At 40.1% G+C, this 15072-nt stretch carries 13 protein-coding genes and 4 pseudogenes; 10 read left to right on the top strand and 7 right to left on the bottom strand.

Translation table 11 applies throughout. The annotated features are described in order from the left end of the window. Positions 1–16: 16 nt before the first annotated feature. Entirely contained in the window at positions 17–748 is a 732-nt protein-coding gene (locus BXP28_RS05005) for an endonuclease/exonuclease/phosphatase family protein (RefSeq protein ID WP_036656631.1), read from the bottom strand. A 178-nt stretch (positions 749–926) separates the two neighbouring features. On the opposite strand from BXP28_RS05005, the gene BXP28_RS05010 reads away from it, so the two are divergent. After that, entirely contained in the window at positions 927–1685 is a 759-nt protein-coding gene (locus tag BXP28_RS05010) for a TrmB family transcriptional regulator (protein WP_023484548.1), read from the top strand. Between the two features lie 22 nt (positions 1686–1707). Here BXP28_RS05010 and BXP28_RS05015 read toward each other — a convergent pair. Next, a pseudogene (locus tag BXP28_RS05015) lies at positions 1708–2891 on the bottom strand (MFS transporter). Between the two features lie 139 nt (positions 2892–3030). Here BXP28_RS05015 and BXP28_RS05020 point away from each other — a divergent pair. From BXP28_RS05020 to BXP28_RS05045, 5 genes and pseudogenes are all read left to right on the top strand, one after another. Beyond that, positions 3031–3267 (top strand): annotated as a pseudogene (locus BXP28_RS05020) (hypothetical protein); the annotation flags it as partial. Positions 3268–3966: 699 nt separating this feature from the next. Beyond that, positions 3967–4491: a S1C family serine protease gene (locus tag BXP28_RS05025; RefSeq protein ID WP_235430703.1), complete on the top strand. Its 525-nt coding sequence runs from the start codon at positions 3967–3969 to the stop codon at positions 4489–4491. A gap of 128 nt (positions 4492–4619) precedes the next feature. Then, positions 4620–5717 (top strand): nitroreductase family protein, encoded by a 1098-nt coding sequence (locus BXP28_RS05030; RefSeq protein WP_144029557.1) that lies wholly within the window; start codon positions 4620–4622, stop codon positions 5715–5717. Between the two features lie 868 nt (positions 5718–6585). Then, positions 6586–7470, top strand: a complete 885-nt coding sequence (locus tag BXP28_RS05040; protein ID WP_036654209.1) for a P-loop NTPase family protein — start codon at positions 6586–6588, stop codon at positions 7468–7470. Positions 7471–7481: 11 nt separating this feature from the next. Continuing rightward, the gene (locus tag BXP28_RS05045; protein ID WP_023484554.1) at positions 7482–8093 is read left to right on the top strand and encodes a DUF6445 family protein; all 612 of its coding nucleotides are present in this window, start codon (positions 7482–7484) and stop codon (positions 8091–8093) included. 405 nt (positions 8094–8498) lie between these two features. Here BXP28_RS05045 and BXP28_RS24965 read toward each other — a convergent pair whose 3' ends face one another. From BXP28_RS24965 to BXP28_RS05060, 3 genes are all read right to left on the bottom strand, one after another. Then, on the bottom strand, positions 8499–8804 hold the full coding sequence (locus BXP28_RS24965; protein WP_198963590.1) for a transposase: 306 nt from the start codon (positions 8802–8804) through the stop codon (positions 8499–8501). A gap of 255 nt (positions 8805–9059) precedes the next feature. Next, a complete protein-coding gene (locus BXP28_RS23550; RefSeq protein ID WP_077584929.1) occupies positions 9060–9554 on the bottom strand; it encodes a helix-turn-helix domain-containing protein in 495 nt (164 codons plus the stop codon). A gap of 106 nt (positions 9555–9660) precedes the next feature. Then, positions 9661–9822, bottom strand: a complete 162-nt coding sequence (locus tag BXP28_RS05060; RefSeq protein ID WP_077584930.1) for an IS3 family transposase — start codon at positions 9820–9822, stop codon at positions 9661–9663. A gap of 70 nt (positions 9823–9892) precedes the next feature. Between BXP28_RS05060 and BXP28_RS05065 the strand changes: the two genes are divergently transcribed. Further along, on the top strand, positions 9893–10711 hold the full coding sequence (locus BXP28_RS05065; protein WP_023484555.1) for an MFS transporter: 819 nt from the start codon (positions 9893–9895) through the stop codon (positions 10709–10711). A gap of 1082 nt (positions 10712–11793) precedes the next feature. Beyond that, positions 11794–12558 (top strand): 2,4-dienoyl-CoA reductase, encoded by a 765-nt coding sequence (gene fadH, locus BXP28_RS05070; RefSeq protein WP_036654212.1) that lies wholly within the window; start codon positions 11794–11796, stop codon positions 12556–12558. Between the two features lie 259 nt (positions 12559–12817). On the opposite strand, the gene BXP28_RS05075 is transcribed toward fadH, so the two are convergent. Both BXP28_RS05075 and BXP28_RS05080 read right to left on the bottom strand, forming a co-directional pair. Beyond that, positions 12818–13459 carry a GntR family transcriptional regulator gene (locus BXP28_RS05075; RefSeq protein WP_023484557.1) on the bottom strand — a complete coding sequence of 214 codons (642 nt, stop codon included), beginning with the start codon at positions 13457–13459 and terminating at the stop codon, positions 12818–12820. A gap of 204 nt (positions 13460–13663) precedes the next feature. Beyond that, positions 13664–14343, bottom strand: a pseudogene (locus BXP28_RS05080) (SDR family oxidoreductase). Positions 14344–14622: 279 nt separating this feature from the next. Between BXP28_RS05080 and BXP28_RS23965 the strand changes: the two are divergent. Together BXP28_RS23965 and BXP28_RS23970 are read left to right on the top strand one after the other, a co-directional pair. Next, a pseudogene (locus BXP28_RS23965) lies at positions 14623–14775 on the top strand (MgtC/SapB family protein); the annotation flags it as partial. Positions 14776–14814: 39 nt separating this feature from the next. After that, positions 14815–15051: a CBS domain-containing protein gene (locus tag BXP28_RS23970; RefSeq protein ID WP_235430705.1), complete on the top strand. Its 237-nt coding sequence runs from the start codon at positions 14815–14817 to the stop codon at positions 15049–15051. Positions 15052–15072 lie beyond the last annotated feature (21 nt).

A 15072-nucleotide genomic window follows, 5' to 3' on the forward strand; every position in this document is an offset into this window, starting at 1 on the left:
CTTTATTTATGTTTGTCTAAAACTTCAATGTTGCTATTAATGGTAAATGATCCGACGCGGCAGGATCTTCTGTGATTACCTCAGCTGAAGATATATGGAAATGATGGCTGATAAAGATATAATCTAGTCGTACTCTGGGCCGAAACGAAGGGAACGTAAGACAAGGTTTTTTTCTAAATGAGTGACTAACATCGGTAAGCTTTGCCGTTACTTTCCTCCATAATTTAGACTGAGGCCATGTATTGAAATCTCCTAATAAAATCATGGGGTGGTGATCATCGATTATTTTATTCAAAATCATGTCGGCCTGTATGGATTGTATAAACGGGGTCAGACTTAAATGAGTGACATATAGTTTAAGCCATTGTCCGCCAATTAATAAAGTGACCTCCAATAACGCACGTCCTTCAAGTCTTATCGGGTATACACTCAAGTTATGGTTCTTAACATCAACAATCGGAAAGCGGGATAGAAGAGCGTTCCCGTACTCCCTAATCATGCAGTCGGTTTCTTCGGATACTTTGTTCGTTTTTGCCGCGCCAAAAATTCCGTCCAGTTTTAAACGCTCTGACAACCAGCCTAACTGGTCCGTATACTCGCTTCTCCGTGAAAAATATTTATCCACTTCATTAAGCGCGATGACATCTGCTTGGGACTTCTCAATAACTTGAGCAATCCGGTCCAAGTTCAGCTTCCGGTCTGTTCCTCTACCGTGATGAATATTAAAGGTAACTACTCTAAATTCCATGGCATTCTCCATATTGGTTTCAATTTTCCTGTTTGTATTATGGGCAGTTTAGCCCGCACATATTATGACTTAACCAGGGAATGAAACTTGGCAAGAAAAAATGTTGAGGAAAATAGTTGTCTAAATACAAATGGTTCTTTATTCTAATTTATAAAGTCAAACTTGTTGAGGAGGCAATATGCTGCAAAAATTTGGGTTTTCACAATATGAAAGCCAAGCTTATGAAGTTGTAATCTCAAGCGATGAGCCGTTAGATGCATCAGCGATTGTTAAACACTCAGGTGTTCCAAAAGCCAAAATATATGAGGTACTTGCACGACTCATCGACAAGGGTATGATCATGGATTCTGTTTCGGAAAAGAAAAAGATGTATACGGCTTTGCCATTGGAGCTTGCCATTCAGAAGTTAACTCTGGAGTTTCAATCCAATATTAAAGAACTGCAATCAACCGTCTCAAAACGAACTTTTACAGATGATCGTGTCTGGAGCTTGAAAATGCAGTCTTCCATTCACTTCCAAAGTAAACAACTTATCGAGCATGCCAAACATTCCATCCGTATTTCCGCATGGAATGATACATTTCCGGAATATCTTCCTTTACTCGAAAAGAAAGCAAAGCAGGATATTACGATTGAAGCCCTTGCCGTAGGAGACCTGGAAACAAAACTGCCGAACGTTCATTTCCTCATTCCAACTAAAGAACATGATGCATTAGAACGCTACTTACTGCTTATCGTGGATGACCGGGAAATTTTATTTGCCGGGGTTGAACAAGAATCATGGCAAGCAATAAAAACAATGTCACAGCCATTTGTAAAATTCTTTACAGAGTTTTTCTATCATGATGTTGCCCTTGCGAAAATTACCGAAAAACATCATGATTTCTTTATGAATGATGAGGAAATACGCAGCATTTTAATGAAACTGCGATATTAAGAAATCATTAAAAAAGAACCTATCATGCGATAGATTCTTTTTTTTCTGCGGTAAAAAATTGTTTTCTCGTAATAGAAAAGACTGCACAAAGCAGCGCTAATATAATAAACCCGGCACCTATCCAAGCATTATAAATAACAGATGATGTTTTAATAACAGCCCCGCCAACCGTTGAGCCAAAGGCAATTCCTAAATGAAGCGCAGAATTGTTTAAACTTTGTTGAATACCGGCCGATTCCGGTGCAATTTCTATTAAATAATTTTGCTTTACTGGTGAAATTGCCCAGCTTAGCATGCTCCAAATTGCCATCATTACAATAAATAACGGAAATGAAAATGTCATGATAGGTAATAGGAACATGGCACATGCAAAAACGATAATAATAGAGATAATACTTTTCTTTGACCCCCACTTATCGGCAAGCCATCCGCCAAATCCACCGCCAATCACCGCTGCTATTCCGAAAATAAAGTAAAACAGGCTGATCCACTTTGCCTCAACATGCATGATGTCTTTCAAAAACGGTGTCAGGTATGCATATAGGGTTAAATGCCCTGTTAAAAAAAGAAAAGATGTTAATTGTGCACTGACAATCTTTTTTCTTTCAAAGGAGCAATTTGCTTTTTTAGAGATAATACAGCTCCCGGTGGTACTTTTGTTAAGAATATAGAAATAGCAATAATCGATATGAAAGTTAAAGCCGAAATGAATACAAATGGTGCCCGCCAGCCATATGCATTTCCAAGCAAAAGACCTAATGGGACGCCAAGTACAAGTGATCCGCTTATGCCCATAAAAATAACTCCAATCGCACGCGCACGAAAATGCGGCTTCACAACACTGGAAGCTAGCGTTAACGACAATGCAATGATAAGTGATCCACTTGTTGCACACATTACCCTTGAGAACATCAGCATAGCATAATTCAAACTAAAGGCTGAGAACAGATTTCCAATTAAGAAAATAGATAATGCTCCGATATATATGGTTTTGCGTTCAATTTTTCCTGTTAATGCCAGTAAAATAGGCCCTGAAAGGGCAAATACAACAGAGAATATGGTAATGAACTGCCCTGCTGCCTGAATAGATACACCTAAATCATCCGCAACTAAATCCAGCGTCCCTCCAATAATCAATTCGACAGTCCCGACAACGAATGCCGCAATGGCTAAAATGTAAACACGAAAATTCAAGTTTTTCCCCACTCTTTCTCTTCTTTGCTTAGGTTACCACTGATATAGTAACCTAAATGATGTCGGTAATCAAGACTGTTAGGACAATCCATCGAAGGGGATATCATTCTAAGATAATGAAATAATGTTGAGGGGATTTCGGGGTAATACTCCTAAAGTTTATGTACAACACAAAATCCCGGAAGATAAAGAAAAACTGATACAATTACTTGACGAAGATGCACGCCTGTATATTTGCGGGGACGGGTCCCGAATGGCGCCGGATGTGGAAGCTGCTATAAGTAAAGCTTACCCGGAAGTTCATCAAGTGAGTGAAGAGGAGGGAATCAAATGGAATAATTCGCATAGTTCAATAACGCTTCAACAATCTCAGGAACCGAGAAAATAGAAAAGTCTATTTCATGTTCATCAGTATTTTCCCCGCTGCACTGGTTCCATATGCCTAATAATGAAATTGGAAAACAAACATCGAACCCGGCCAATTCCAATTCCAATTCTTGCACCCAGTCATCTCTAGTTGGAATTTGATGAATACCAGAGAAGCCTGTTGTGATTCGAAGGCCGCCCGGATGGGTTCCGGTTATTCCTAACTTCGCAATCTAATCCAGATATTCCACTTCTCTTCCTCCATTGTAGTGAATTCAAAATAAGCGTGACCAAAAACAGCAAGAAACCATAGTACCGTTTTTATAGCCACGTAAATACAGTTGTATCACTTTCTCCTTGTCTGACGTATTTTTATAATACGCGGCTTAAACGATATGTTCCATACGAATAATTCAGAACAGAAATTGGCTCATCGCCTACTGTAAGGTATTAAGACCGCTGTATGAAATTGAAAGGAGCTTGGTCCAAATTGAGACAACAAGCCAGAATGAGGAAACCTTCAGCTTATAAACACCACGGGAATTATTTTGTACGCATTTTCAACAAAGCCCGGAAAAGTGTAGTATCCATCAGAACCCTAAATCACGAGGATGTTGATTGGGGAAACCCCTTTTTCAATTTGCAACCTCGAGAGACTGAGGGAATTGGGACAGGTTTTTTTATTAACAGGAAAGGAATCATATTGACAGGGGAACACGTGGTGAATAAAGCCAAGCAAGTCACCGTGAAGTTATATAATGGAAAATCACACCTGGGGAAAGTGCTCTGGAGTGATCCTATTCGCGATATTGCACTTATCCAAATCAACTCTCCAAAAACTCCTCTTCCATTACCGTTAGGATCTTCAGGAAAAAGTAAAGTGGGTGAATGGGTAATGTCTATAGGAAATCCATTAGGCCTGGAACATTCCATTACGACAGGTGTAATTAGTGCAACAAATAGGACATTTGCATTTTCCAATTCAGACAAGGTATTTGAAAATATTATTCAAACTGACTGTGCCATAAATCCTGGCAGCAGCGGAGGTCCTCTTATTAATCTAAACGGCCAAGTCATCGGTATGAACGCTTTTGTAGTGAAGGATAATCAAGGGCTCGGATTCGCGATTGGCGCAGCCCATCTGGAGGCGCGAAACACCCGACCGAAGCTGTATTGTTTTTATATAAAGATTATGGAGAGCTTAGAAAAGGCGTTTATACGTATGACGCAGAAAACCATGCGTTAATAGAAAATCATAGTTTTCAAAAGGATTATCCGCCACATTACGGAAGTGAATCTATTTCCATTTTAATAAGATCTAGAGTGGAACGCCCGATGTGGCGCTACAGAGAGATACGGTCATTCAGAGCAGTGATGATTGATACGGGTCATGTAATTGAAAATATTAGACAACTATGCGAGTACAATGGGTTCTATACAACTCTTACGAAAGCAATCCACGCAGAAAATATCGATGACTTCGATTGGGTAAGGGAGCCTCATCTGTGTACATTACATGTTAGCCCGGAGACCATTAATAAAAGCAATCTTGTCCCCGATGTTCCATTAGCTTTGCCGGCTTCCAAAAGGTATAATACAAATCCTTGCATATATTTTACGTTCAAGGAAGGTCAACTGGTATGCAATACTTTGTGGCCAAATGTTAAATCGACCGTTATAAATTATGAGGAATTCGAGGTGTTGACTCATTGTTTGCCTTCCAGAAGAGGAGACCGGGACATCTCTCAAAAAGGTTTATTAATGAACTTTTCTATTGGGAAAACAAAGCTAGCAGAATTAAGTAGATCCTATTTGTTGATTCCGGAAAATATAGCGAAAAAATTATACAGTGAGCTACTATTATGGATTAATCACAACTGGTATATGAGTTTTCTGTTGCATTGTGAGGTTCAAAACAGCAGCGAGAGAATACAAGAACCCCCTTTTCGCCGCGATGTGATATTGAGAAACCCTGACTTATTATTCGAAAGAAAAACAACCCGGAAGTTTTCTGGCAGAAAGCTTTCCTTGTCCCAATTTAATCATATCTTAAAAAATGCTATCCCCATAGATGAACGAGATACAACTGAGTTAATTGTCAATGTGAAACATGTTGAAACCATTGAGGCAGGCTTGTATGTGTGGAGAAATTCTATTCTTTCTTTAGTAGGAGAAGCGTTGTCGGGTGATCAAGTAAGAACATTGGTCATCGGGCAGGAGTGGGCAGGTACAGGAGCGGTTGACATTTGGATTAAGAAACAAGTTGAATGTCTGAATCCGGCCATGTATGAAATGAGTTTAATGAGTTTGGGAGCAGTTGGACAAAGAATTTGTATTGCTTGCACCGAAGAAGGCATAAGCACCTTTATGACACCGGCAATTAAGGATGAAATTTCGTTTAATACCCTGAAAATGGATAAATCGCTTGAGATCGCATTATATCATTTTACTATAGGGTATAAGGGAGAATAATATGAAAACAAACGATACGGCCTATGACTTCTTTATACGAAATTGGTCATTTTTTAACGTTTGAGAAGTACACAGTATTAATCGATGAAACGGATAATTATATATCCTTTATCAATGACAGATTATTTAATGAGTTAAATACATTAATGAAATCAATTGACGGAAAGCCAGTAAAATTAAGAGACGTCATACAACTGATCAATAAAAGTAAAAAAAATGAGTAGCCAAAAAATATTTGAATTATGATTTGCTAGCTCCCACGTATAGCAAGCATTGTGGAAAATGACAGGATTCTGGATTTTTGCAACGCGGGACAACTGGCTAATCAACTGTATGTGGATGGATATCAGGTTTCCGGATTGGATAGCTCCCCCTGGAGATGATTAAAGCTGCTCGTGAAAATACCTGTGGCAATGTGAAGTTTTTTTACGCCGATATTGGGAATTTTAAGTAACAAAATGATGCTTATCGTCTGTATTTCCGATAGCCTAAATCATTTCATAACACTGGAAGAGTTAGAATAGGCTTATCCAATTTGACCCCCTTACAACCTGAGAGACATTTATGTTCGATATGAATAGTAGGGATTTCTTTCTGGAGAAATGAAGGGTTTATTCGAAATGAATGATGGGTACTGCCTTCGCATTGAATTGGATTTATTGCGCTCTTGCTAAAATTGGTAAAATGAAATTTACTGTGATGCCAGGTGAAAAAATTTTAGACGAATGACTGATCCGTAAAAGGTGCTATTAAATGAAGGATGTGCTTGAATTATTACAAAAGTAGGATTACAGGACTTGGAACTGACCACTTTAACTTCAGGAAGAATTATATTACAGTCATAAAACTTTCTTAGGAGCTGTGAGCTATGGGGACTACAGACTTTGCTGATTGCAAGTATATAATTCAGGTAAAAATTCTTGGTGGACTGATTGAAGTCAGATGCAAACATAAAGAATGCCTGGATGGAATAATGGATTTCTTCTCCACTTCAATCAGCTATAATTTTGCGGTGCCAGATATAATAATTTATTGTGATTGGGAACAGTCAGACAGATATCTATACAGAACAAGTCCCTTAGACTATAGAGGACCTATTTTAGAAGGGGTGTTTTACCAATTACCCGGAGATAGACAAGTAGAGCAGTGGGACTCGTATGACCCACCTCTGCCGCCCTTTGTAAAAGAACCATTTGCGAATATGTTTGTAGGTCTGCATGCAGCAGCAGTTAAAGATAGGCAGAACAATGCTATTTTATTCATCGGACCCAAAGGCAGCGGTAAGACAACTTCAGCTTTGCAAATCGTCAATAATTCGGACTCCTATGAGCTTTTAACAGATGAAACGGTTTTTTTGAGAAGAAGAAGTTTGCTGGTTGAACCTTTTCCCAGATTAGTGCTTCCAAGAACAGCAATAGACGGTGAAGTAACTAAGTTTGCAATGACTGCTAGAGAAGCTTTTAGACAAGTTGCGCGGCAATCTGCAATGATTAACCACGGTTTTTTTCTCAAAAGAGTAAGCGGCTACATTGGAATTTCAGGAATATCCTCTGATGAAGCTTATAGGAATATCGTTGAGCATTATCAATATGCGGGTTCGAGCTTCAAGGAAAGTATGATCACTTTGAGCGTTGTTGCAAGAGAGGTTGCATTTAGTCGAATAAGCTATAGCAATTATGAACAGCTGCTTGCCATTTTGAAATCGGTTCCTGAATATTTGAATAATAGGCGAATAATGAAAATAACAAATTGAGGGGGATTCACATGCTGGATAATCTTTATGTAGTAGATAATTTCTATGAAGATCCTAATTCTATTAGGAATGTAGCTTTACATGTGAAATACTTAAAATTCGGCGATAATGCCAATTACCCGGGATATGAGAGCCTCCAGGCATTCTATACCCAAGACCACGCTATGAAATTTGAAGAGTTAATGAAGCGGAAAATATATATTAATCCGGACCGGTATATATACGGAAAGTTCAGATATTCGCCGGACGGCTCTAAATCTTACAGTGATATGCATATTGACAGTCCGGATTGGGCTGCGATGATTTATTTGACCAGCGATAAAGATTGTAAAGGCGGTTTGGGAATTTACCGCCATAAAAATACAGGAATATTTAAAGTGCCACAGAATAGAGAGAAATTTAAGGAATTGGGTTATGAGGACTTTTATGATATGGATCGAAGGCTTGTAGTACCTGAGACTAAAAATTTAGCAGCTTGGGAATTGATAGAATTGATTCCTATGAGATACAATAGGCTGGTTTTATTTAAAGGGTCAATGTATTTTCATTCCATTACTGAAAAGTTTGGAACGACCGTTGAAGATTCCAGATTGACGCACAGTTTCTTCTTCAATGAAAAGTAGACTTCAGATGAATGGAATTACTCGAAGGACCAGCAACAAGCCAGGAAACAGCCTCTAACAAACGAATGTACTAGCGCTATTTGGTTGTGCTACTTCGATTACATGGCTGAACCATTCCCCAAATCTCGGAAATCATGCACCGCACACCTAAGGGCGACTGCATGCACAAATATCGGGATGGGGAATTGAAAAAACTGAAATTAGATCACTTTCTTGGTGAATAGCGGAAATTATAGAATGAGCAAACCCTGTAGCTTACACACTTATCGCTCATAACATCTACTACACCATCAATCCTTAAATTGTGGGTAAAGACGTTTTAATTTGATTCTTGCTTCGTCGGTGGTAAACTGCCAGTCGACACCCTTTTGTTTTTGGTTTCGGTTACTTTCCCATGCCGATAGCTCAAGAACTAATTCGGATATGGAAGGTATGCGTCGTCCCAGGCATTGACTCGTCATCACGCTTCAGTTCAATCTCTGCGATATTTAGCCAGCTACCATGCTTCGGTGTGTAATGAATCTCCAACCGTTTAGCCAAGCGACGGGCCGTTTCGGGCTCGAACGCTTGATAGAGGGAAGCGATGGAGTGGGTGTTTAAATTATCCATTACTAATTTGATTTTTGGAGCATTTGGGATAATGAACGTCCAATAATTCCCGAACTTGCTCCACCCAGTCGATACGAGTTCGCCGTTCGCGCACCGCGACATGACGCCAACCTGCTAAAGGTTCTGTGAAGATGAAAATGCTGCAGGTTCCATTGCGGACATACTCACTATCTTCCCGCAAGGACTTGGCGGGTTTCATCGGGATCGGTTGCCTAGCTTCATCCATTTAATTGATATACGGTTTTTCGTCCATACAAATGACCGGACAGTCGGCGTTATAAGGCAACTGATATACATCCAGGACGTCCTCCATCGTCGCCACAAACGCCGCATTCTGCTCAGGAGGGATACCAGCATTTACGAAGGTGAGGTTTGAGTTCGTTTTTTTAAGACTTGCCTGACGGTCTCGTGAGAGATGCTGTCGATGTATTTCAGCTCTACCGCTCGATCGGCCAAAAGTTCCAGTGTCCAGCGGCTCCTGCCACTTGGAGGGGCGCTACAACTAAGTGCGATGATTTTTGCCTCGACTTCACCAGTGACTTTTGGTGGAACCGGCGGCGTAGCTCGTTTTTTTCTTCCGATGGCGCCTTCCCAGCCTTGCTGGGCATACGCTTTTCGGACGATATATACCGTGTTCACGTGCACTTGCATCCGCTCGGCAATCTCTAGCTCCTTCAAAGAACCACCGCCGGGTCTGTTTTCATCGGCTACCAGCAAGATTTGGGCGCGTCTAATGGCTCGTGCCGATGATTGGCCTTTGGAAATGAGGGCTCGTAAGCTTGCTTGTTCTTCCACGGTTAAACGGACGGGATTTTGATCGGGCGCATATGTCGACTTCTCTTTTTGGAACAACTATACCACATTCATCCAATCTATACTATTAGGTTTGAGAGGCTACTAGTGGAATTGGTCTCCCATGGACCTCTGTAAAGAAAGTGGACACTTGGCTAACGTATAACTAAGCAGACTTCTTCTTTTTATTTTGAAAAAGAGCCGCATACTGAACAGGCGACAAATAGCCCAAAGCTCTATGGATTCTTTTACGATTGTAGAAGAATTCAATGTACCTGAATATCGCTTGGTGAGCTTCCTGCTTGGTCTTAAACCTATATAGCTGCATTATTTATTTTATAATTGTGTAAAATTGAATAAAAGGAAAAAGGAATTCGATACATAAAGGAGTTGGAAAGTTGAAAGCATCATTTAAAGTTAACATCCCTCCAGTCTTTTATTTATGGGTAGGGCAAGGCATTTCCAGTATCGGGTCGATGGTCTACAATATTGCGCTGGCGTGGTATGTGATGAAGCAAACTGGCTCTCCGCTTGTCATGGGGACTGTATTGTTAGTCGGAATGGTTCCCAAGATTGTGCTTTCCATCATTGCCGGGATCGTAGGAGATAAGGTCTCGAAGAAAAAATTCCTAATTATTGTTGATTTGCTGCGATTTACGCTGACCACGGCTTGGGGGATTTCTTTAATTGGCAGAACGTTTAATCTAGTTGAGGTTTATATATTCACCTTTTCGCTGTCAATGGTCGATGCCGTCTTTAATCCGGTATACGGAGCATTGATCCCGGAGTTGATCAAGAAGGATAACGTGACTTGGGCAGCCTCAATCAATCAGATGGTCTTTCGTACAGCAACGATTTTGGCTCCGTCTGTGGCAGGGTTTGCAATCATGCTGCTCAATTTCAGCCAGTTTGTGCTTTTTAATGGCATCACCTTTCTAGTTGGAGCATTATTCACTTCCCTTTTGCGAATAAACGCAAAATTAATCGTTAAGATCAAAAAAAGCAATCTGTTTTCTGATTTAAAAAATGGACTGGTGTATTTTTGGGGCCATAAATTGCTGTTCTGGTCCGTGTTCCTTATTACTTTAGCCAATATCGCCGTCGTCAGTTATAATGTCAATTTAGTAAATCTTATTCAGAACGAGCTCCAGTTCAGCTCCAGTGACTATGGTGTCCTCTTGACATTCTATTCCCTTGGTTCTTTTTGGGCACGATGACTTTAGGTGTGATTAAACTTAAAAGCAGACGCGGGTACGTATATATCGTCAGTCTGCTGCTCGGTGGATTGTTTTATATCTGGATCCCGTTTATTCAAGGCATCATTTTCTATCTTTGATCTTTTTTTTCATTGGCTTTGTATTTGCGATAACGAGCACCATCTCTACAGCGATCTTGTTTGCAGTACCTTCGGAAGAATTCAGAAGCAGGGTGCTAGGGATTGCCAGTATTTCTTCCCTGCTGTCGCCGCTTGGCTTTCTGATTTGGGGTGCCATAGGGAGCTATGTCAGTTCAGCGGCAGCGCTCTGTTTGGCAGGAGGGATTATTCTAATAGTAGGATTCATAGGATTCAGGACGCCGATAAGAACCTACAACTGAGAAAGTCCCCCTGTATTTTAGGTTGAAGGGACATCCGAGGTGTTTTGGGTTGGGGCATGGTTGAAAAATTATGAAAAATCTCTAATGTAACCCATAATAGACTTAAATAAATTGTAGTTTTTAGGAAAATACTACTATTCTAAAGATTAAAATCAACAAAAATTCGTGTCTCTCTTCCAAATCAACCCAAGATCAACAACGCTAAACACATCAGCTTAAAAATCATACTTTGTAAATATCGAGATATTTATGAAATGCAGGATTAATTTGATATCTTTTTGATTTTCCAGACTTTATTGAATAATTTTCAGCTAATTTATTAAATTATTAATAATTTAAATTTGTTATCGATAAATACTATCCATTCAGTTAAAGGTAAAGATTTTGATAGTGTGATGGTGGTGTCAAGTCGTCGTAACTCAGGAAGTGGGCATTGGAAAAAATGGATGGAAAAAGAATTGGAATCTGCAAGGATATCTTATGTTGCAAATCCTGCTTTCGTAATTTTAACGGGACAAGATTGGGTTATCCGTCTGAATCGTTATCATTATTTTCTAGGTCTACCTGTCCAATTCGCTTTATTGTGGCTTTTTGGCGTGTATGAATAAGAGATATATAGTAAAAAAAGGAAGAAATACATGAATATTCATGTTAAACTATAATGCAAGGGGAATTAAGTAAACAATGAAGGAGAGGCAGAACAATGAGAGGAAAGACAGTTATCATTACAGGGGGTTCCAGCGGCATGGGTAAGGCAATGGCCAAACGCATGGCGAAGGATGGAGCATCGGTCGTCATTACGGGCCGTTCGGCGGAGAAGCTGGGAGAGGCAAGAGAGGAGATTGAAACGTTTGCAGGACAGGTACTTACTGTGCAAATGGACGTGCGGCAGCCGGAAGATGTACAGCGTATGGTGGACGAAGCAGCTGCTTCTTTTGGACGTATCCATGCGCTGATTAATAACGCGGCTGGCAATTTCTTATGTGCAGCAGAGGACTTATCTATTAATGGCTGGAATGCGGTGATCAACATTGTATTGAACGGAACATTCTATTGCAGTCAGGCAGTCGGTAAGTACTGGATTGTTGAAGGCATTCCGGGGAGCATAATTAATATGGTGGCCACGTATGCTTGGGATGCAGGGCCGGGGGTTATTCATTCAGCGAGCGCCAAAGCAGGCGTATTAGCTATGACGCGCACGCTTGCGGTGGAGTGGGGCCGCCGTTATGGCATCCGGGTCAATGCCATCGCTCCGGGCCTGATCGAGCGAACCGGTGGAGCAGATAAACTTATTGCTTCCGAAGAAGAAGGAAAGCGCATGCTTGATAGCGTGCCGCTTGGCAGATTGGGGATGCCAGAAGAGATTGCGGGACTTGCCGCTTTTTTATTGTCAAACGATGCGGCATATATGAACGGTGCATGTTTGACGCTGGATGGAGGGCAATCGTTGAATCAGACATTTGTGTAACGTTCAGCTATCAAAAGTAGAGAAAACAACGTTGATGATAGGTTTAAACCGAGACCGTCAGGGATAAATCCCCTGACGGTCTTAAATGGAATACCAATACTCTTTTTCATTTGACTATAATCCGGAGTATCCGGTTCGGATAAACCCTGAATTTATTTACGCGCTTAGGTCCAATGCAACACTTCCTAAAGAATTGCATTTTATAGTTGTCCCTGCTTTGAAAATCCTCTATAGCCGCTTAATCCTCCGCACAATTCGGCTACAATAAACTTATAATAATCTCTTTAGTTATCTGTTCAAATGTCAGAAACGCTTTTTCATATTCATTTTCTTCAAGATACGTAATGAAGTTATCAATTAAACCGATTTGTTCATGCACATACGGTTTTCGTTTTATATAGGAATGTTTGACTGAGCCTAGCAGTAATTTCCCTTGAATGTGTTTCATTATGTTCATCATCGTTTTATTTTCGGCTGGAATCAGCAACAATTCATGTACTTTCCACAATGCATCATAAAATGTTTTTACATCTTCCTTCTCCAAAGCAGCTTTATACTCTTCCAAATACTTTTTCAAGCCGGGGGTATCAAAGTTGTTATCCTTCTTAATTGCCTTTTCAATAGAGTGTTTAAGAAATAATAGACGAATCTCTAAAAATTCAGTAATGTCCTCAAATGAAGTTGCCGTCTTGGCTACGGTAATTCCACAGTGACTTTGATGGTTGATGAATCCTTCTGATATTAGACGGGAAATTGCATTGCGAATCGGAGTCCTGCTCATATTTAAATCTTTAACTAATCTGGCTTCCGTTAAACGAAGTCCCTCCTCATATTTGCCTGTTATAATATTATCTTTAATTTTAATATAAGCTGCTTGTACCAATGTTTTCGCCATCCACATTCCCTTTCTTCCTATTCAAACTCATTTTCAGATATAGAGGCATAGTGTATACAAAATTGAGTTTACCACACAAATTCAGTTACATGCTCCTAATATATTGAAATTGACACAAAACCAACAAAAATAAGGAATACAAATTGTATACAATTTTGGTAGAATGAAATTGTCGAGAGGTAGTTTTTTCTATTTCATGTAACGTTTTTATTACTCAATCGTTCCACCGTTTGGATGCAAGATTTGCCCTGACATATAGCCTGAGTCGTCTGAAGCTAAAAATACATAGCTTGTGGCAATTTCAAATAGTTGTCCTGCGCGCATCATAGGTACAGCAAGTGTTTCAGTACCGAATGTTTTAACATATTCAGCCGGAAAACAGGAAACAGTGAGTGGAGTCCAAATGGGTCCCGATTTACTCGGATTCCCTTTTCAATTAGAGAGAGGGAGCGGGTGAAGGATAAGATAGCCCCTTTTGAGGCCGAGTAGTCAATTAAGTATTTGTTTCCTCCAAAAGCAGAACCAGATGTTGTATTGATGATTGTACTGCACTCCTTAAATAAGGGAGAGCGCAGCGTCTGCCAAGTTGCTCTACTCTGTTTTTTGTTTCTTTCGCGTCCTCATGTTCATAAAGATAAGCAAATAACAACATCCGCACCTTCTTTTGCAAACGCTATGCAACTGCTCTGCCAATTCCGCTATCTCCACCTGTGATAATTGCCACTTTATCCCTTAATTTCCCACACGCCTTATAATCTGGATTTTCCGAAATGGGCCTTGGAACCATGATAGATTCAAGTCCGGGTTGCCAATCCTGGTGTTGGGGGGGAAGCAACCGGTACGTTTCTACACTTTTGTTCATATCCTATATAATTATAAACAGGATACATAGGACATCCCCTTTCCAGGTAAAAGATTACCTGTATACCATATTCAGATTCTGTATGAGTTATGTTGAAAAAATTCAATTCGCTGCAATTTAGCATTATCTGTGTCTTAAATGTTCTCCTTGTTTTGATTCTCATCCGTGGCCATTAGCCGATTGGATGGGCTTAAACAGGCCTATTTGATATGCGGGTTCAATCTAAGCAGTTTCATAAAGGTAAAGCTCTCTCTTTACAGGGGGAGCTTTTTTATTTGGAAATGATAAATCGAAAGAGGTGATATCAGTGACAGTAGAAACGGTAATAAAGCTTGGTCTTGCTTTACTTTTTGGATTATTGATCGGGATCGACAGACAGGTTAAACAAAAACAGCTCGGTCTAAAACCGAGCATGGTTATTTGCATCGCGAGCTGCTTAGTGACGATTGTTTCCATTGATGTGGTCATTGTATCGCAAACTGATCCGGTGACAGATGTTATGAAGAGGCTTAGTCACGAAGAATCAGGGGCTGAGACCTTTTACTATTTGCATGTGACAAATGAGAACAGCCGATTACTTGGTGTTGTATTCCTGAGAGAATTAATTATTTCCTCACCAGATAGCCTCATGAAGGATATCATGAGTCCGCAGATTATCTCTGTACCGGTTGATGCCAGTCAAAGTGAGGTTCTCCAAATTATTCGGAAATATGGTCTTTTTGCCGTTCCGGTGTGATAAATATCACACTTTTAACAT

The organism is Paenibacillus larvae subsp. larvae (assembly GCF_002003265.1).
Lineage (GTDB): Bacteria > Bacillota > Bacilli > Paenibacillales > NBRC-103111 > Paenibacillus_H > Paenibacillus_H larvae.